The sequence below is a fragment of the Bartonella sp. HY038 genome (genome assembly GCF_014117425.1).
In the GTDB taxonomy this organism is placed as follows: domain Bacteria; phylum Pseudomonadota; class Alphaproteobacteria; order Rhizobiales; family Rhizobiaceae; genus HY038.
Window position 1 is genome coordinate 135,137 of sequence record NZ_CP059725.1, and the last position, 18,437, is coordinate 153,573.

An 18,437-nucleotide genomic window follows, 5' to 3' on the forward strand; every position below is an offset into this window, starting at 1 on the left:
AAAGTCGTTCGATTTGCCCCTAAAACCCATTTTACCCGTAAAACCCAATTAATTCATGAAACAAACAAAAATTTAAGAGGAGAGCGATATGGGATCATCTAGTTTAACCATCAGACAGCTCAAAAAAACATATGGTAATTTTATCGCTTTGGCACCAACTGATCTTGATGTTCCCGAAGGCGAGTTTTTAACCCTTCTTGGTCCTTCTGGGTCTGGTAAAACAACACTTTTAAATTTGATTTCAGGCCTCACCACACCTGATAGCGGTTCAGTTCTAGCCGGTGAGCGCGATATGACCTTTGCGCCGCCCCATGCGCGTGATTTGGGGGTTGTTTTTCAAAATTATGCGCTTTTCCCGCATATGACGATTGTAGAAAATATCGCTTTTCCATTGCAGATGCGAAAAATTCCCAATGATAAAGCAAAGTCCATGGCGTTAGAAGCTTTGGAAATGGTACGCTTGCCGCAAGTTGCGCAGCGTTACCCTAAAGAGCTATCTGGCGGACAACAGCAGCGCATCGCTTTAGCACGCTGCATGGTTTACAAGCCATCTATTATTTTGATGGATGAGCCTTTGGGCGCGCTTGATAAAAATTTGCGCGAACATATGCAAATTGAGATTAAACAACTTCACCGTGAAATGGGTACAACTATTGTCTATGTCACTCATGATCAGGAAGAAGCGATGACCATGTCAGATCGCATTTGTTTGATGAATGCTGGTGCCATTGAGCAATTGGGTACGCCTGCTGATTTATACTTCCGGCCGCAATCCTTGTTTACCGCACAATTTTTGGGTGAATCCAATATATTTAAAGCGCAAATGAAAGGCGATCATGGCGAAGAATGCACTCTGCAATTGGCTGGAACCACGATAAATATGCGTGCCATGCGCAATAATGTAGATTATTCGAATGATAAATCAGTCAATATCATGATCCGCCCACAAAATATGATTATCTCTCATCAGCCGAGTGAAAATAGCATTAAGGCGAGTATTTTTGATGTTATGGTAACCGGCAGTTTGACCAAACTCTATGTTAATACACAGATTGAGGGAGGTAACCAAGTTGTTGCTTCTTTTGTGACCCGCAATCAAAGTGAACAATATAAGCCAAATGATATAATTTATTTAAGTTGGGATGTGAGTGACAGTGTTGTTCTTCCAAATAGTGAGGAACGCAAATGAGCACATCACCAAGTCCTGCCAAAGCACAGAATAAATGGCTAAAGCCGCTTTTAATGGTGGCACCGATTATTATTTTATTGTCGGTCTTTTTGCTTTATCCAGTTTTCCAGCTACTCTTTTTGAGTGTTTGGGGCAAAGATGGCTTTACTCTTGCCCCTTATCAGCAAATTTTTTCATCTTCTTTGTATATGAATGTTATGTGGATCACGCTAAAGATTGCGTTTTTCACCACAGTCATTGCAATTATTTTGGGTTATCCGGTAGCCTATACAATTTCCCGTGCTAAAGAAAAAACCAAAGCGCGTTTGATATTTTGGGTTTTGTTAGCTTTTTGGACAAGTTTTCTTGTGCGTGCCTTTGCTTGGGTGGTTATTTTGGGGCGCAATGGCGTTATCAATAATACATTAATCGGCTTTGGTATTATCGATAAGCCGCTTAACCTACTTTATGGCTTTAATTCAGTTCTTATTGGTATGGTTCATGCCATGATCCCATTGGCGATTATGACTATGCTATCGGTGATGGAAAATATCGACCGTAACTTGCCGCGCGCCGCAGGCACATTGGGGGCAAAGCCTGGAAAATCATTCTGGACAATTTATTTTCCCTTATCCATGCCGGGCGTTGCTGCGGCAAGCATCATGGTTTTTGTCACCGCAATTGGCTTTTTTATCGTACCAGCCTTGCTTGGCGGTAGACGTGATACAATGATTACCCAGCTTATTATCGATCAAGTACAGCAAACATTAAATTGGGAATTAGCAGCAGCAATTTCTGTTTTCCTTCTCCTTGTGGTTGTGGTCATCTTTATGGTTTATGATCGCATTTTTGGTTTTCAAAGCTTAACTGGCGAGAGTGCAACGACAACGCATAAGCGAAACTCGGTTTTTCGCATTTTGGGTAATCGCGTACTTTCCTATATTGGTGATGCAACCGATTTTATCCTAAAAATCTTCCCCAACCGCAAACAGCAGGAAAATGAGCAAGCTTCAGTCGGTATTCGTAGCTTTGTATGGGTATTATTAGTGGTTATCAGTTTGCCAGCCTTTTTGATGATTCCTCTATCATTTAGTACTGCCAATTTGTCATGGCCGCCAACCGGTTTTACTTTAAAATGGTATGAGGCCATTTGGCAGTCACCAATTTGGATGCAAGCTATCTGGCGCTCGATCATCATCGCAACCGGCACAGGTATTTTATCAATGCTTATTGGTGTACCAACTGCGTTTTTAATGGTGCGCCATCAAATGCGCGGTAAAAGCATTATGTTAGCCTTTATCTTGTCGCCAATTATTGTACCGCGCATTATTGTTGCTGTTGGCTTATTTTATGTTTTCGCTCAGCTTGGCATTGTTGGTACTATTCTTGGTCTGGTTATTGGTCATACCGTGGTGGCGGTGCCTTATGTGGTTATGACGATGATGGCAGTGCTGCGCAATTATGATGTCAGATTAGATCTTGCCGCACAAAGTCTTGGCGCGACACCATGGAAGGCATTGAGGAAAGTAACATTTCCAATTTTAGGCGCTGGCATGTTTTCCTCATTCCTGTTTGCTTTTGCAACATCATTTGATGAACTTACCATTGCGCTATTTTCAACTGGCGGCGTTACGACCACCTTGCCTAAGCAATTCTGGGATGAAGTTACCCTATCGGTGTCACCGGTAATCGCAGCCGTATCAAGCGGACTTTTGATTTTCATCGCTATTTTAATTTTCGTTGCCGACAAATTACGCCAACGTAGTCTTAATCGTTAAACTTAATTGCCAAACATTTGTGACATTCTCATCAATGTTTGGCATATCTTCTGGAAAGAATTATTATGTTAACTTCACATGACCTAAAGGGTATTATCCCTGCAATTCCAACACCGCTTAATAGTGATGACACAATTAATATTGATGCATCAAAAGCTTTGTTTTCATGGCTATTACAGCAAGGTATTGATGGCGTTTTACCTATTGGCGGAACGGGTGAATATGGTTCACTGGCGCGTGCTGAGCGGCTAAAATTTGTTGAATCATCAAAAAATGCAGTTGAAGGTAAAAAGCCAGTTATTGCTGGGGTTTTAGATGCTGGCTATTATGATGCGATTGCCGCAGGCAAAGATCTTGCAAGTGCTGGTGCTGACGCACTTTTAGTGGTGACGCCTTATTATACCAATCCAACTCAAACGGGACTTTATGATTATTATTCGCGTTATGCAGATGCTTCCCCTGTGCCTGTTTTAATTTACGAAATTCCTTATCGCACACGTATCGCTATTAATCCGGAAATTATTCATAAATTATCCCATCATCAAAATATTATTGGCATGAAGGCCTGTAATACCGACATGTATCATTTTTTACAGGTTGTCGCCGGGGTTAGTGATAATTTTTCGGTTTTAAGTGGTGAGGATAGTCTTTTCCCATTGCATATGGCAGCAGGTGCAAAAGGTGGTATTGTTGTAACTGCAACCATGCTACCAAAAGCATGGCGGCTTATTTTTGACTTGGTCAATGCTAATCGTCTACAAGAAGCCCTTGAAATTCATCGCGCAATTATTCCTTTGCTCAATTTAACTTTTGCCGAAACAAATCCAGGCCCGATGAAGTCGGTGCTCGATCTTGTTAAAGTTAATGCGCCCCATATGCTTTTGCCATTGGAAAAGCCAAATTTAAACCTATCCAATTCGCTGCGAGAAACCTATGCAGCGTTAATCGAGCGTTTTGAAAAATAGTTTTAGCTATTATAGATCACTCCTTGTAATGATAAGAATTGCAGGGAGTGGTTTTTAATGTATCAACAGTTTAATTTAAAATATGCTGACAATATTGTTGCTGTTTTTTTTGCAAATTAAATATATGGTTTTGAAAAATTATAAACTTCTTTTACAAATATGCATCTAAATCAAAATCACTTAATTTTTAAATAATTGAAAGAATAAATATGCCCAAATTCTTGTCGGGTTCCAAACAAAACGAAATTGAAAATGATCCAAGGGATTCATCTTTATTCATTGGTTCTACCGAAAAGACATTTAGAGTTCTGCATGCTTTTGATGCTCCCCAAAGACAGTTGCCTTTATCTGATATTGCCCGTTTAGCCAATTTGGATCGCAGTGCAACCCAACGTATTGTTTATACTTTAGAAACCTTGGGGTATTTACAGCGTGTGCGCCAAACTAAAAATTATGCGCTAACCTCAAAAATATTACAATTTTCCTATAATTATCTTAAATCGAATGAGTTGATTGACAAGGCCTCGCCCTATCTCTTCGCAATCAGCCGCGATATTGGTGAAACAACCAATTTGCAAGAGCTTGATGGCAATGAAGTTGTTTTTGTTGCGCGCTTTCCAGGCCAGCATCTTGTCAATGTTGATATTACTATTGGTAGTCGTTTACCTGCGGTTTTTACCGCGACAGGAACGGCTATTTTATCGCGCCGTCCTATTGATGAGCTTGATGCAATTTTGCAATCAACCGTGCTTAATCCTCTTACTCCTTACTCATTGACCGATCCGCAAAATTCGTGAGCGTATTTTGGCAACCAAGGAAAAAGGTTACGCGCTGATTAGCAATGAAACAGTTATGGGGGATATTTCGCTTGCTGCTGCCATTACTGATGAACATGGTATTGCAGTTGCCGGCCTTAATATTTCTGTTCCAACCACCCGTTGGACTGTTGAGCAAGTTGAAAAAGAATTGGTTCCCCATGTGCTTGTTGCTGCGACATCCATATCGTTTTCCCAAGTTTAATTCCTATTGATTTTTAATCATATTTTCTTTGAGGCCGAAATGAAAAAATTGTTAAACTTTCACGATTATCGGCAGGCTGCCAAAAGAAAATTACCGCGTTTTTTATTTGAATATATTGATCGTGGCAGTGAAGATGAACATGCAATTTGTAATTTGCATAATAGTTTTTCCAACATACGATTAATCCCAAAAATTTTACAAGGCATTGATAATCCGGATTTATCAACCCAATATTTCAATAAAAATTATAATATTCCGCTGATTATTGCACCTACTGCTTTGGCGGGTATCGTTGCTGTTGATGGTGAGGTAAAATTGGCAAGGAGCGCCGGTAAACTTGGCATTCCTTTTACTGTATCAACCCAATCGGTCACCACGATTGAAGATATTCGACAAAATGCAGCAGAAACTGAATTATGGTTTCAGCTTTATATGTGGCGCAATCGCAAACTCACGCAAACACTTTTAGAAAGAGTTTGGAGCGCGGGTGTAAGCACTTTGATGGTAACTGTTGATACACCAATATCACCAAAGCGCGAATATAATCAAAAAAACGGCTTTTCTATTCCGTTTCGTCCATCTTTGCGCTCCATATTGGATATTTTGGGCGCACCGCATTGGCTATTTTTTGTTCTTTTGCAATTATATAAAAGAAATGGCATGCCAAGCTATGGGCATTATCCAGAAGAATTTCGCCACAATATTATGTCCGTAAGTCAAAATGAAGATTTGCGCATTGAGGATAAACTCAATTGGAGTGATGTTGAAGAATTACGCACTACATGGAAAGGGCAAATTATCCTAAAAGGCATATTATCGCCTGATGATGCGCAAAAAGCATTGGCGCTCGGCATGGATGGTATTGTTGTCTCTGCCCATGGCGGCCGAAATTTTGATAGTGCAGTAACCCCAATCGATGTTCTTGAGCCAATTATTGATAAAATAGGCGAAAAGATAGCCATTTTTGCCGATAGTGGCGTACGCCGTGGCAGTGATATTGCCAAATTATTATCATTTGGCGTAAAGGCAGTTTTATTAGGTCGCGCGCCATTGTGGGGATTGGCGGGCCAAGATGAAAAAGGTAGCATGATAATTCTTCAATTATTAATTGAAGAATTACAGCAAACCATGATTATGCTTGGATGCAAAAATATTGAAGATTTATCAATGTCGCGTCACGTTTAAAAACGATTTTAACAATTCTCTATTTTGATGTTTATATTGCGCAGCTTTGCTGCCAATATTATCATTTATCGATGATAATATCTGTATCAAGCAAAAATGCATTTCTACTATTGTTAGCCAATAAAATGATTATAGAAGCACCGCTAAGATGTGAACTTAGATTTTGTGATAAGCTTTAAACCAAGATATAAATTTCGATAAACCATCATCAAGCGATGTTTGGGGGGCAAAATTCAGATCGCGTTGCGCTAATGTTATATCCGCATAAGTCATAGGCACATCTGCTGCCGGCATTGGCTCATATTGTTTGATTGCTGCTTTATTTGTCCACTTTTCGATAAGGTTTACAAATTCTTCAAGTTTTGACGGCCGGTTATTGCCTAAATTATAAACTGGCTCGATCGTGTTTTCAGTATTCAAAATACGATTTGTTGCACCAATAATACCATCGACAATATCATCAATATATGTGAAGTCGCGCATCATATCGCCATAGTTAAAAAGCTTTATCGGTTTTTGATGCAATATAGCATCGGTAAAAAGCCAAGGTGCCATGTCTGGTCTTCCCCAAGGGCCATAAACTGTAAAAAAGCGTAAACCTATGCTGCGTAAACCGTGAATATGTTGATAGGAATTGGCTAAAAGCTCGCCAGCACGTTTGGTACTTGCATAAACGGAAACAGGTCCATCAACTCTGTCGCTTTCACTAAAAGGTATCTTTTTATTGCTACCATAGACCGATGAGGAACTTGCATAGATAATCGGTACGCTTTTTGGCATTTTAAGGGCTTGTTCAAAAACCGTTACCTGTCCGGTGACATTTGAATGAACATAGCTATAGGGATTTTCTATCGAATAGCGCACCCCAGCCTGTGCTGCTAAATGAATGATGATATCGGCATCCATATCATCAGATATGGCTGATCGTAATTCTTCCGGCAGCGCTATATCGGCTTTAGAAAAACGGAAATTTTTATCATTTTGCAATGATTTTAGCCGATGTTCTTTTAGTGTTGGGTCATAATAAGTGTTGAGATTATCAATGCCAACCACGCTCCAGCCATTTATAAGGAGTTGTTTTGCAACATGAAATCCAATAAATCCTGCCGTTCCAGTTACAATTGCTTTCATATTGATTAAAATCCCATATAAGATATGCCGATTAAAATATTGCAGTTTAGTCAGTCTTTGTTATTTTTGATAAATATTTTTTTATCAAATTCTTAAGCAGCTTGACTAAAGCGACATTATTTTACGTGACTTTTTCAACTGTTTTTGTCTTTGCGTCAAGCTTTGATTTAAACCTATTTTAGTTTGGGGTAATCCAACGTTTTTGATAGTTCCGTACTAAAAAAATCGAAAGCTACACTTTCCAATGAAGTGCTTAATTTACATAAAATATTTTTCAAAAAGGTTATTAAAAAATAATTATTTTATGTTTATTTTAGTAAAATTCAACTGCTTTTTATTACATAATCTTTCTAAAAATTCAGAAAATGAACCAAGTTTTGTAATATTATCCCAATCATCAAAAGAATAAAAATTACCAAATTTATCAGTTAGCAACCCAGAAGTGATCACATATTCGCCCATAGGGGTCATTTCTAATATTCCATTATCTGTAAACCTTTGATAATCTAATTTATCAAATCCAATTGACCCCCCCAAATCAAATTCAACAAATGGCGTTTTCCATTCACCGTAATTTTCTATTTTTGATAATCCATCAAATTGTTTTGCAAAAGACTTTGCAAAATTTGAAACTATACAACCGTCATTAATAAGGTCGTTTAGCTTATTTTCAATATCAACTTCTCTTCCCTGAAACCATCCCATTTCTAGCAATGGTTTCAATTTATCTTCCAATAAATCACATTCAAAACCTTTTATTATTTCCACCATTTATTTTCTCCTATTTTGGTTTTATAGCCGTGGCACCCAAATATTTAAGTGCATCTCTAGGCCTCGTCGCAAATATTACTTGTAATTTATATTAACGTAAAAAATAAGAAAACTTGAGACTATGCCTGCCTATTTTAGGGAGCCTTAAATGCTAACGAGATTAAAGAACAAATTATTTTATAGGGCAAGAAATGATTTTAAAGCCAATTTTAGTAGTTGGGCACCTTGAAGCAATGATCGTTATTCAGGCTATCAATTGGTATATTCGCTATTGTTTAAGCTATAGGGATATTGAAGAGCTGTTATTGGAGCGCGACATCAAGGTTGATCTGGGTTAAATCAACCGTTGGATGCTGAAATATGCGCCAAAACAAGAAAAACGAGTGCGAAATTTCGAGACCAGCCCCATGCGGCTCAGTTTGCATCAATGAGACATATATCAAGTTTTTCTTAACTGTTTATTAAATATTTAAAGAAATTCTCTTGGCAGTTACAGTCATTTTAAACAATGCAATTTTTTTAATAAAAAGCAATAAATTAACTTTTATTGTCGCTAAACTTGCTTTAACACTAGGCAGCTAAAGCATATAAATGGTTCAAAGTGGTTTTGAGCTATGATATGCAAAGATTATCATAGAGCATTGCAGCAATGATGCATCTATTGACGGTTTAAAGGTTCATGAATGATGGCTCGCACCGATATTGCCCGACGTGTTTTTAACCATACATGGAAGCTTGATCCGATTGTTCGATCATTGCTTGATACTGATTTTTACAAATTGCTTATGCTGCAAATGATTTGGGGGCTTTATCGCGATGTTGATGTGACCTTTTCGCTGATCAACCGCACCAAGACTGTGCATTTGGCCGATGAAATTGACGAAGACGAGTTACGTGCCCAACTTGACCATGCACGGCAATTGCGCTTTAGCAAAAAGGAAATGATTTGGCTTGGTGGTAATACATTTTACGGCCGCCGCCATATTTTCCAACCAGAATTTTTAAATTGGCTGCAAGATTTTCAACTGCCCGAATATGAATTGCGCCGTCGTGATGGCCAATATGAGTTGCGCTTTTCAGGCCCTTGGACCCATACAACCATGTGGGAGATTCCCGCTCTTGCAATCATCAATGAATTGCGCTCACGTGCCGCAATGCGCAATCTTGGTCGTTTTGCCTTGGATGTGCTTTATGCGCGCGCCAAAGCAAAAATGTGGGGTAAGGTTGAACGTTTACGCAAATTGCCAGATATTCGCATATCAGATTTTGGCACGCGCCGCCGCCATTCTTTTCTTTGGCAGCGTTGGTGTGTGGAAGCCTTGAAAGAAGGCATTGGCACAGCTTTTACTGGTACTAGCAATGTGTTATTGGCCATGGATACGGATGTCGAGGCTCTTGGCACCAATGCCCATGAATTGCCGATGGTGGTCGCCGCTTTAGCTCAAAATGACGAACAGTTGAGCGCTGCTCCTTATAAGGTTATGCAGGATTGGAACCGCTATTATGGCGGCAATCTGTTAATTATTCTGCCTGATGCTTTTGGCACAGATTCATTCTTGCGCAATGCCCCTGATTGGGTTGCAGATTGGACGGGGTTTCGCCCTGATAGTGCGCCACCAATCGAGGGTGGTGAAAAAATCATTAAGTGGTGGCAAGAGCATGGTAAAGACCCACGCGAAAAATTATTGATTTTTTCTGATGCTTTGGATGTTGATACGATTGAAGAAACCTATCGCCATTTTGATGGGCGGGTAAGAATGAGTTTTGGTTGGGGGACCAACCTAACCAATGATTTTGCTGGCTGCGCACCGGACGCAATTTCGGGCCTTAAAGCGATTTCATTGGTGTGCAAAGTTACCCATGTCAATGGTAGGCCTGCTGTTAAATTGTCAGATAATTTGCAAAAAGCAACTGGCGAACCTGATGAAATTAAGCGCTATATTGATTTTTTTGGCAATAAGGATCGCCTTGACCGCCCAGTAGAAATTTAGCAATTGACTTGCATTAAAATTGCAAAAATAATTTTGGTATGAGCATCTTTGCATGTGACCGTATTTTTAAATAGGTCTAGCTGATTATTTTTTAATGTCAGCAAGGCATTTTGTTATTTGATAAGGTGTCTAAAATCAATTATTTGGGATTTAGCGCCCGCTAAACTCTTATGGTCTTCAGTCAGCATTTTTTTCAGCAAATTTTTTACTTTTAAAAAATCTTGCATTAGGTTTTTATGGAGAATTTCTTCTCCTGAAATTATTGGTAAATCAGTGTAAAGAAGTCTATTTTCTAAAATATCCAAAATGGTTTTATTATCTGTTCGACTTTCAATGAAGGAAATAAATTTAGGCAAAAATATTAAATCTTCAGCGCATTCAGAAGAAATACAATTTTTTATTTGCATATCTATTAGGGTATATAACATACAAGAAATTAGAAAATCGTAAGTAGTTTTTTGGTTTTTAAGGGGATCAATCATTTTATCAACTGTTCTAAGCGGTCTTACTGGAGAATAAAATTAACCGCTTGATAAAATTCTTTAGCGGTGATTAAAAATGTGAGTTAACATTTTTAAACGCGTAAACTATACTTATTGATAAGGTCGATCCGCGGGGTGAATGTAAGAGGGTAAAATGGTCTTATAAACATAAAGAAGATCTTTCGCCATGCAGGCCAATCCGTCCTCATTTTCCATAGTGTCATAAAAATTAAAAAGGTCTTCGGGGTTGTTAACTCCCAATGCTTTTTTTTCCATTCAAGAAAGCAGACCAATAAATTAGCTTCATTATCCTTTGATATACCACTTTCACGTTTTTGCGAAAATACACCAGAATAAAAATGATACATGCCAGAAGCATTGATAACAAACATTCGTGGACGTGTGGTCATCAAAAATAGGGTATGTTCAATGTCCATGCATTTCCTCTTTTAGAAAATTGCAAGCCTATGCTAATTCATTAATATGAAAAATTTTGTTAAGCGCTTGTTTTAACCAAGTTAATAAAGCACAATCATATAAAAATCTGCCATCTAAATGGCATTTGCCATTTTGTGCGCCCATATCATTAAAGCGCTGCGCACCATGCACCACCCAGCGTTGCATCATGACGCGAGTTAGCTCCGCATGGAACTGAACGCCCCAGGCGTTTTCACCATAGCGAAAGGCTTGGGTGGGGTAATTCGCGCCGCTTGCTAATAATTGTGCATCACGAGGGAGATCAAAACAACCTTCAAGATGAAAATGATAAACCATTTTTGGCCAGTTAAATAGGCTTTGGCCAACAGGAGTTGCTTCAATTGGATACCAACCAATTTCTACCAAGCCGTCCTTGTGCGAGCGAATTTGGCCACCAATATGGCGAGTTAACAATTGCGCTCCAAGGCAAATGCCTAAAAACGGTTTATTCTCACGCAACGGCACACTAATCCAATCCGTTTCATAGCGTACATAATCATGGGGATCATTGGCACTCATCGGGCCGCCAAAAATCACAACACCACTATGATGCACAAGGGTTTTGGGTAGTTTCTCACCTAGGGCAGGGCGTCTAATATCAAGGGGAAAACCAGCCTTTTGCAATAATTGTCCCACACGTCCAGCGGTAGAGCTTGCCTGATGCAAAACCACTAAAATAGGAGCTTTTTCCCCACTAGCTAATAAGGGCCGTTCATCATCATAATCCAATTTAAAATTATATGCCAGTGACATGATCTATCGCTCAACACCCATAATTTACAACCAGCCAATTATTTTTGGCAAACCCCTTGAGCGTTTTTCTGGTGGTTCAGAGTGACGCTCTCTTTATTGTTTAAAGCAATATTTACCGCAAATTTTTCTATTTTTGGTAAATATGCTAAGCAGAAACACATCAATTTAACTGTTGTTTGGTGATGTTTTCTAAGTTTTTTATAAAATTGCTGCACAATTTTAAAAATATCTTACGATAATCAACTTTCTATAGGCGCAAAGTCAATTCTCATTTTAGCAACAATCTATCAACACCACGCAAACATTTGCAAACTGCCATTGATCAAACAATAAATATATTAACCATCTTATAAGCTATTTATTACTATAGGAAAAAGATTAAAACGAGTTTAATTTATAAAAATAACGAAAAATTGTTCAAAAATAGGCAAGAAAATAAAATTTTAATCCAATTAATGCCGGTTTTTACACCACTTGAATGGTTGAATTTCTTCGACTTGATAAAAGTCCGTACTTGGCTAAAGGAACATAGATTAATCGTCTTTAACGCGGCCGCGTAATTTTTTAACGCTGCCGCGGCTCGTTTTACTGACTAAGCGGCGCTCCACCGAGGCTTTGGTTGGCCTTGTTTTCTTTCTTGGCGGTGGTGGTGGCGCACTTGCTTTTCGCAGTAAATCAACCAAGCGCTCGCGCGCATCAATTCTGTTGCGCTCTTGTGTGCGAAAGCGATCAGCCTCAAGCAAAATTTGCCCATCCTTGGTGGCGCGTTGTCCGGCAAGTTTAATCAGGCGATCAATTACATCGGTAGAAATATCAGCTAATTGCGGGAAAAAACGCAATTGCACAGCAGTGGCGACCTTGTTGACATTTTGTCCCCCAGGGCCACTTGCGCGAATAAAGCTTTCTTCAAAACTGCTTTTATGAATGGTGATGGTTTCATTTACATAAAGGAAATCGTCACTTAAGTCTATTTTTTGTACCATGACGTAACCATCTTCAACACATGTTTATATTGGCTCAACCCATCGCTAGACTGGAGAAATTGCAGCTTCTTTAGCAGAAAAAGGCATTAAACGCAAATGTACACAATGCGTTACTGAAATTGATCCCAGTGTTTTATAAATTTTCGATTTTAAAATCTATTGGCAATGTAAGAAAATATTATTTTTTACCAATATCAACCTTATGACCCTGCCATTGATAGCCACCTTTGCCAAAGGCTGAAAACCATACTGCTACTAATAAAATATCGCGATAAAAAATAGCAATTGCTTGCCGTATGGACATTGGCCACCCCACATAAGCGGTGGTTATGAATTCTACGCCATACCAAACAAGCATAAACCAAAGAATGGAGGTGAAGGACACCGCCCCCAAACATGCTGCAAGCAATAGGCATAGCAGTGGAAAAACGCTACCTGACAAGATTTCAATGTAAAAGAAAAAGGCAAAGGAGTCACGGCGCAGTTTGGCCCAGCGAACTTGCCTTGACCATACTGGTTGAAATTGCTTTTCGCCAAGCGGTTGGGCAAAAGGCATTGCAGATAGGCGTACTTTTAGTCCTTGTGAGCGCACGACCTTGGTGGCGGCAGCGTCTTCGGCAATTTCACTCGCTAGGGCTTCAATACCACCGGCATTATCTAATACCTCGCGCCGCCAAAATAATGTCTTACCTTGTGCAAAGCCGTTGCCAAGCGTATCGGAACATAATTGCCAGCGTGCTTGATAGCTATTTAAGAAGGCTGCTTCTACATCAGCAGCAAAATTTTCAGGCTCAGTACCAAGCGGCGGCGAAGCGACAAGCCCAGTATCATTTTTAAAACGAGCAAAAAGCTGAGCAATATAATCAGGCGGCATCAATACATTGGAATCGGTCATCACTACCCAATCATATTGAGCGACTTTCCAACCTTTGATTAGGTTGTTTAGTTTAGGATTTGGGCTAATTGGATTATCACCAATTAATAATTGTGATGGCACATCAGGATATTGCGCCATTAGTTTTTCAACCAAGGGGATAACTGGATCATTATCGCGCGAAACACAAAAAATAATTTCTTTTTTAGGGTGGTCTAGCGTAAAGGCGGAAGTAAGGGTACGTTCTAAATTATTTTCAAGACCAGCAACTGGCCGCAAGATAGTTACACCCTCATCATACCAAGTCTCAATTGTGCTAACGGGATGCCATTTTGAGCGAATAGCCACAACAAGCAAAGTTACAATTTGAAGCAATAGACACAAAGCTGCAAGTGTCACTAAAATGGTTCCTATAATCCACACGCTTGCTTTTTCCTCTCAGTTTTCAAAACTGTTATTTATCATAAATCTTATTTAATTCATTTTTGGCAAACTGTGAAGCTGCTTTTAATTAAAAGACATATAATCAAATAATTAGATCTAATGATTACTAGGCTTATAATAAAAATCTACCCTTTGCCAACATATTATTTATCGCTATATTGTTTAGAACAAAAAATTGTCAAAAATATTATTGTGGTTTTATCGGAAATATTTCCCCTTGGTGCAGTAAAAATGCAACCAATTTTTTGACATCAAAAAGACCGTTAAAAGCACGATGCTCAAGATCTAGTCCACCGGCATAAGCTCCCAATGCTGGTAAGATCAAACGCGAAAAATCGGTAGCAAAACAAAAGCCGCGTATAGATGCACCATAGCGTTTAATCCGCTTAGCTGGGTGTAAATGGCCAGAAACTTGGCCCTTTTCACCATTCTTTTGCGGTTCATGACAAAAGGTAAGTGTCTGAATTTTTTTTTTTGTAACAATTTCGCCATTTAAATTATCTGGCAAAAATGGATCATGGTTGCCGCTAATCCAAATCCAATGAAATTGTTGCGATAAGCTTGTCAAATATTGGCGAATGTCCGGTGCGATAAAATTAAATATGCGCGTATCGTGAAAGCTGTCACCAAGGCTTAATATTGCTTCGGGTTGATAATGCGCAAATAGCTTTGTTAATTTTTCAATGGTAATTTTAGTGTCAAGGGGTGGTATAAGGTGACCTTGACGTGCAAAGGCATTGCCTTTTTCAAAATGTAAGTCGGCAATAATTAATAATTTTTCACTTGGCCAATATATAGCACCCGATGCATCAAGTATAAGATCTTGGCCACAAAAGCCTATTTTAAAGGCTGTTCTCAAATAATATTTGCCTCTTAATCAATGAAATCTTGTAGCCATATATTGCTCAATGTTTGAAATGATTCAACACCATAGGCTTTACCCATGGTGTTGAAGGTATTGTATTTCAGTTAGTTTTTTCCCATGTTTTCAAAAAAGTCTTTCATACGTGAGAAAAAGCCGTGCGATTGCGGAGAATTTTCATGATTAGACAATTCATCAAATTCTTGTAGCAATTCACGTTGGCGCTTGGTTAGCTTTTGTGGTGTTTCAATCGTTACTTGAATATAAAGATCGCCTTTTACCTCTTGGCGCAAGACGGGCATGCCTTTGCCGCGTAAGCGGAATTGCTTGCCGTTTTGCGTACCTTCTGGCACTTTGACTAAATTTTGTGCGCCGTCGAGGGTTGATACATCAAACTCGCCACCAAGCGCTGCCTTGGTCATTGAAATGGGCACTGCACAATAAAGATCGGCACCATCACGCTGGAAAAACTCATGGGGTTTTACTGATAGGAAAATATAAAGATCGCCATTTGGTCCACCGCGCGATCCGGCTTCGCCTTCATTCGATAAGCGGATGCGTGTACCATCTTCAATACCGGCTGGAATATTGACTGAAAGCGAGCGCTCTTGCTCAACTTTGCCTTGACCATGGCATTTAGGGCATGGATCCTCAATGACTTCCCCGCGACCATGACAAGTTGGGCAAGCGCGTTCCACCGAGAAAAAGCCTTGAGATGCCCTTACACGCCCTGCACCTTGACAGGTTGGGCATGTTTTTGGTTTGGTGCCTTTTTTAGCACCAGTGCCGGAGCAGTCGTCACAAACAATATGGCTTGGTACACGAATTTGCGCAGTTTTACCGCTATAGGCTTCTTCAAGTGTGACTTCCATATTATAGCTAAGATCGGCGCCACGTTCACGGCCGTCACTACGACGACGGCGGCCGCCGCCCATCATATCGCCGAAAATATCTTCAAATATATCAGCAAAACCACCGCCAAAGCCACCGCCAAAACCTCCGCCGCCGCCACCAAAGCCACGACCACCATTTTCAAAGGCAGCATGGCCATATTGGTCATAAGCGGCGCGTTTTTGTGGGTCTTTTAACACATCATAGGCTTCGCCAAGTTCTTTGAATTTACGTTCAGCTTCTGCGTCACCGGGATTACGATCAGGGTGATATTGCATTGCTAATTTGCGAAAGGCTGCCTTTAGCCCCTTTTCATCGCATCCACGCGCAACGCCCAGCACTTCATAATAATCGACCTTCATATCTTGAATAATCCTGTTCTATTATTCCATTTCCATAGAACACATCTTATGAAAATATTATAGGTAGTGGCTTTAGTGAACCAAAGCCGTAGATTTTAAAGGATAACTATTGCCATTATAAATTCTCAATAGTCTTGAATTTTGAGCTTTAGACAAAAGCCCGACCCGCTTTAAAGTGGGCCGGGCTTTTTATCGTTAAAGCATTTTTACATTACTTTTTCTTATTATCGTCAATTTCTTCAAAATCAGCATCAACAACATCATCCTTGCCGCTTGCAGCTTCTGCCGCAGCCTCAGGATCATCAGCCATATTACTGGCTTCATACATGGCTTGTCCAAGCTTCATGCTTGCTTCTGTAAGCCTATCACTCTTAGCGCGGATGTCGTCAGCATTATCACCTTCCATTGCTGCCTTAAGGTCAACAATAGCGGTTTCAATTGCAGCCTTATCTTCAGCCGAAACCTTATCACCATAATCAGCAACAGATTTTTCTGCAGAATGGATAAGACCTTCAGCCTGGTTTTTAGCTTCAACAATTTCACGACGCTTCTTGTCATCTGCGGCATGTTCTTCAGCTTCACGAACCATCTTTTCGATGTCATCATCGCTAAGACCACCAGATGCCTGAATACGCACTTGCTGTTCTTTACCAGTACCTTTATCTTTTGCAGAAACATTAACGATACCATTAGCATCAATATCAAATGTCACTTCAATTTGCGGAACGCCACGTGGTGCTGGTGGAATACCAACTAGGTTGAATTCGCCAAGCATCTTATTGTCGGCTGCCATTTCGCGCTCACCTTGGAACACGCGAATAGTCACAGCATTCTGGTTGTCTTCAGCAGTCGAGAACACATTAGATTTCTTGGTTGGAATAGTTGTGTTACGGTCGATAAGACGAGTAAACACGCCACCAAGAGTCTCAATACCAAGTGAAAGTGGTGTAACGTCAAGCAATAACACATCGGTTACGTCGCCTTGGATAACGCCAGCTTGAACGGCTGCACCCATTGCCACAACTTCATCAGGGTTAACACCCTTATGAGGATCTTTACCAAAGAAGTTTTTAACAACTTCTTGGATTTTTGGCATACGAGTCATACCACCAACAAGAACCACTTCATCAATATCAGCAGCGGTCAAATCAGCATCTTTTAATGCAGCCTTACAAGGTTCAATGGTGCGCTTGACGAAATCTTCCACCAAGGATTCAAATTTGGCGCGAGTAAGTTTCATGGTCAAGTGCTTTGGACCAGTTTGGTCTGCAGTGATAAATGGCAGATTGATTTCAGTCTGCTGAGCCGATGAAAGCTCGATCTTTGCCTTTTCAGCAGCTTCTTTCAAGCGCTGTAATGCAAGCTTGTCGTTCTTAAGATCGATGCCTTGTTCTTTTTTGAATTCATCAGCAAAGTAAGAAACAAGACGCATGTCAAAGTCTTCACCACCAAGGAATGTGTCACCATTGGTTGATTTTACTTCAAAAACGCCATCGCCAATTTCCAAAATTGAAACGTCGAAGGTACCACCACCAAGATCGTAAACAGCAATGGTCTTACCGTCTTTTTTCTCAAGGCCATAAGCAAGTGCTGCAGCAGTTGGCTCGTTGATAATACGAAGAACTTCAAGACCAGCAATCTTACCAGCATCTTTGGTTGCCTGACGCTGTGCGTCATTAAAGTAAGCAGGAACCGTAATAACGGCTTGTTCTACTTTTTCACCAAGATAGGCTTCAGCTGTTTCTTTCATTTTCTGCAAAATCATTGCAGAAATCTGTGAAGGTGAATAGGTGTTGTCTTTTGCTTCAACAGCAGCATCGCCATTGTCACCGCGTACAATAGCATAAGGAACAAGTGCCTTATCCTTAGCAACGGTTGGATCATCAAAGCGACGACCGATAAGGCGCTTAACCGCAAAAATTGTGCCTTCTGGATTTGTCACGGCCTGACGTTTTGCAGGTTGACCGACAAGGCGCTCACCGCCATCGGTGAAAGCAACGATTGATGGGGTGGTGCGTGCACCTTCCGCATTTTCAATTACTTTTGCTGTTTTGCCGTCCATGACAGCAACGCATGAATTGGTGGTACCAAGGTCAATACCAATAATTTTTGCCATTTTTCTCTCCATTCAGCGAACCACAAGGACCTATAAAAGCGTTCCGTAATGTGGTTCCTAATCGTTAATTTTGTTAGGCTTGAAATAAATTCCAACATAACAAGTTGATGGGTATATAAGGAGCGGTTTTTTTTACTGCAAGAGAGGATTGAGTTGTTTTTGCACTTCTTTATCAAAAAAAATG

General features: G+C 40.0%; 15 protein-coding genes and 2 pseudogenes. 7 read left to right on the plus strand and 10 right to left on the minus strand.

Features of this window, described 5'->3' with window-relative positions; genetic code table 11:
- Nucleotides 1–88: 88 nt before the first annotated feature.
- From H3299_RS00560 to H3299_RS00580, 5 genes and pseudogenes are all read left to right on the plus strand, one after another.
- Nucleotides 89–1,189, plus strand: a complete 1,101-nt coding sequence (locus H3299_RS00560; RefSeq protein WP_182418418.1) for an ABC transporter ATP-binding protein — start codon at nt 89–91, stop codon at nt 1,187–1,189.
- Nucleotides 1,186–2,946 (plus strand): ABC transporter permease subunit, encoded by a 1,761-nt coding sequence (locus tag H3299_RS00565; protein WP_182418419.1) that lies wholly within the window; start codon nt 1,186–1,188, stop codon nt 2,944–2,946. The genes H3299_RS00560 and H3299_RS00565 overlap by 4 nt, the downstream gene beginning before the upstream one ends.
- A 65-nt stretch (nt 2,947–3,011) precedes the next feature.
- Complete coding sequence (gene dapA, locus H3299_RS00570; RefSeq protein ID WP_182418420.1) at nt 3,012–3,911, plus strand: 4-hydroxy-tetrahydrodipicolinate synthase; 900 nt, start codon at nt 3,012–3,014, stop codon at nt 3,909–3,911.
- A 209-nt stretch (nt 3,912–4,120) separates the two neighbouring features.
- A pseudogene (locus H3299_RS00575) lies at nt 4,121–4,931 on the plus strand (IclR family transcriptional regulator).
- A 39-nt stretch (nt 4,932–4,970) separates the two neighbouring features.
- Complete coding sequence (locus H3299_RS00580; RefSeq protein ID WP_182418421.1) at nt 4,971–6,116, plus strand: alpha-hydroxy acid oxidase; 1,146 nt, start codon at nt 4,971–4,973, stop codon at nt 6,114–6,116.
- A gap of 156 nt (nt 6,117–6,272) precedes the next feature.
- Here the strand turns inward: H3299_RS00580 and H3299_RS00585 are convergent, their stop codons facing one another.
- Both H3299_RS00585 and H3299_RS00590 read right to left on the minus strand, forming a co-directional pair.
- Nucleotides 6,273–7,247: an NAD-dependent epimerase/dehydratase family protein gene (locus H3299_RS00585; protein ID WP_182418422.1), complete on the minus strand. Its 975-nt coding sequence runs from the start codon at nt 7,245–7,247 to the stop codon at nt 6,273–6,275.
- A gap of 297 nt (nt 7,248–7,544) precedes the next feature.
- The gene (locus H3299_RS00590; RefSeq protein ID WP_182418423.1) at nt 7,545–8,018 is read right to left on the minus strand and encodes an SUKH-3 domain-containing protein; all 474 of its coding nucleotides are present in this window, start codon (nt 8,016–8,018) and stop codon (nt 7,545–7,547) included.
- Nucleotides 8,019–8,239: 221 nt separating this feature from the next.
- Here H3299_RS00590 and H3299_RS15590 point away from each other — a divergent pair.
- Nucleotides 8,240–8,462, plus strand: a pseudogene (locus tag H3299_RS15590) (IS6 family transposase); the annotation flags it as partial.
- Between the two features lie 242 nt (nt 8,463–8,704).
- Nucleotides 8,705–10,009: a nicotinate phosphoribosyltransferase gene (pncB, locus tag H3299_RS00600; protein WP_182419573.1), complete on the plus strand. Its 1,305-nt coding sequence runs from the start codon at nt 8,705–8,707 to the stop codon at nt 10,007–10,009.
- A gap of 113 nt (nt 10,010–10,122) precedes the next feature.
- On the opposite strand, the gene H3299_RS00605 is transcribed toward pncB, so the two are convergent.
- The 8 genes from H3299_RS00605 to dnaK form a co-directional block, all read right to left on the minus strand.
- On the minus strand, nt 10,123–10,491 hold the full coding sequence (locus H3299_RS00605; RefSeq protein ID WP_182418425.1) for a hypothetical protein: 369 nt from the start codon (nt 10,489–10,491) through the stop codon (nt 10,123–10,125).
- A gap of 92 nt (nt 10,492–10,583) precedes the next feature.
- The gene (locus tag H3299_RS00610; protein ID WP_182418426.1) at nt 10,584–10,928 is read right to left on the minus strand and encodes a hypothetical protein; all 345 of its coding nucleotides are present in this window, start codon (nt 10,926–10,928) and stop codon (nt 10,584–10,586) included.
- A 28-nt stretch (nt 10,929–10,956) separates the two neighbouring features.
- Nucleotides 10,957–11,721 carry a glutamine amidotransferase gene (locus tag H3299_RS00615; RefSeq protein ID WP_182418427.1) on the minus strand — a complete coding sequence of 255 codons (765 nt, stop codon included), beginning with the start codon at nt 11,719–11,721 and terminating at the stop codon, nt 10,957–10,959.
- 533 nt (nt 11,722–12,254) lie between these two features.
- On the minus strand, nt 12,255–12,704 hold the full coding sequence (gene arfB, locus H3299_RS00620; RefSeq protein WP_182418428.1) for an alternative ribosome rescue aminoacyl-tRNA hydrolase ArfB: 450 nt from the start codon (nt 12,702–12,704) through the stop codon (nt 12,255–12,257).
- A gap of 178 nt (nt 12,705–12,882) precedes the next feature.
- Nucleotides 12,883–14,001, minus strand: coding sequence for a ceramide glucosyltransferase (locus H3299_RS00625; protein ID WP_182418429.1), 1,119 nt, complete (start codon nt 13,999–14,001; stop codon nt 12,883–12,885).
- A gap of 208 nt (nt 14,002–14,209) precedes the next feature.
- Nucleotides 14,210–14,881, minus strand: coding sequence for a ligase-associated DNA damage response endonuclease PdeM (pdeM, locus tag H3299_RS00630; protein WP_182418430.1), 672 nt, complete (start codon nt 14,879–14,881; stop codon nt 14,210–14,212).
- A 110-nt stretch (nt 14,882–14,991) separates the two neighbouring features.
- Nucleotides 14,992–16,137, minus strand: a complete 1,146-nt coding sequence (gene dnaJ / locus H3299_RS00635) for a molecular chaperone DnaJ (RefSeq protein ID WP_182418431.1) — start codon at nt 16,135–16,137, stop codon at nt 14,992–14,994.
- Between the two features lie 211 nt (nt 16,138–16,348).
- Nucleotides 16,349–18,253, minus strand: coding sequence for a molecular chaperone DnaK (gene dnaK / locus H3299_RS00640; protein ID WP_182418432.1), 1,905 nt, complete (start codon nt 18,251–18,253; stop codon nt 16,349–16,351).
- Nucleotides 18,254–18,437: the final 184 nt, after the last annotated feature.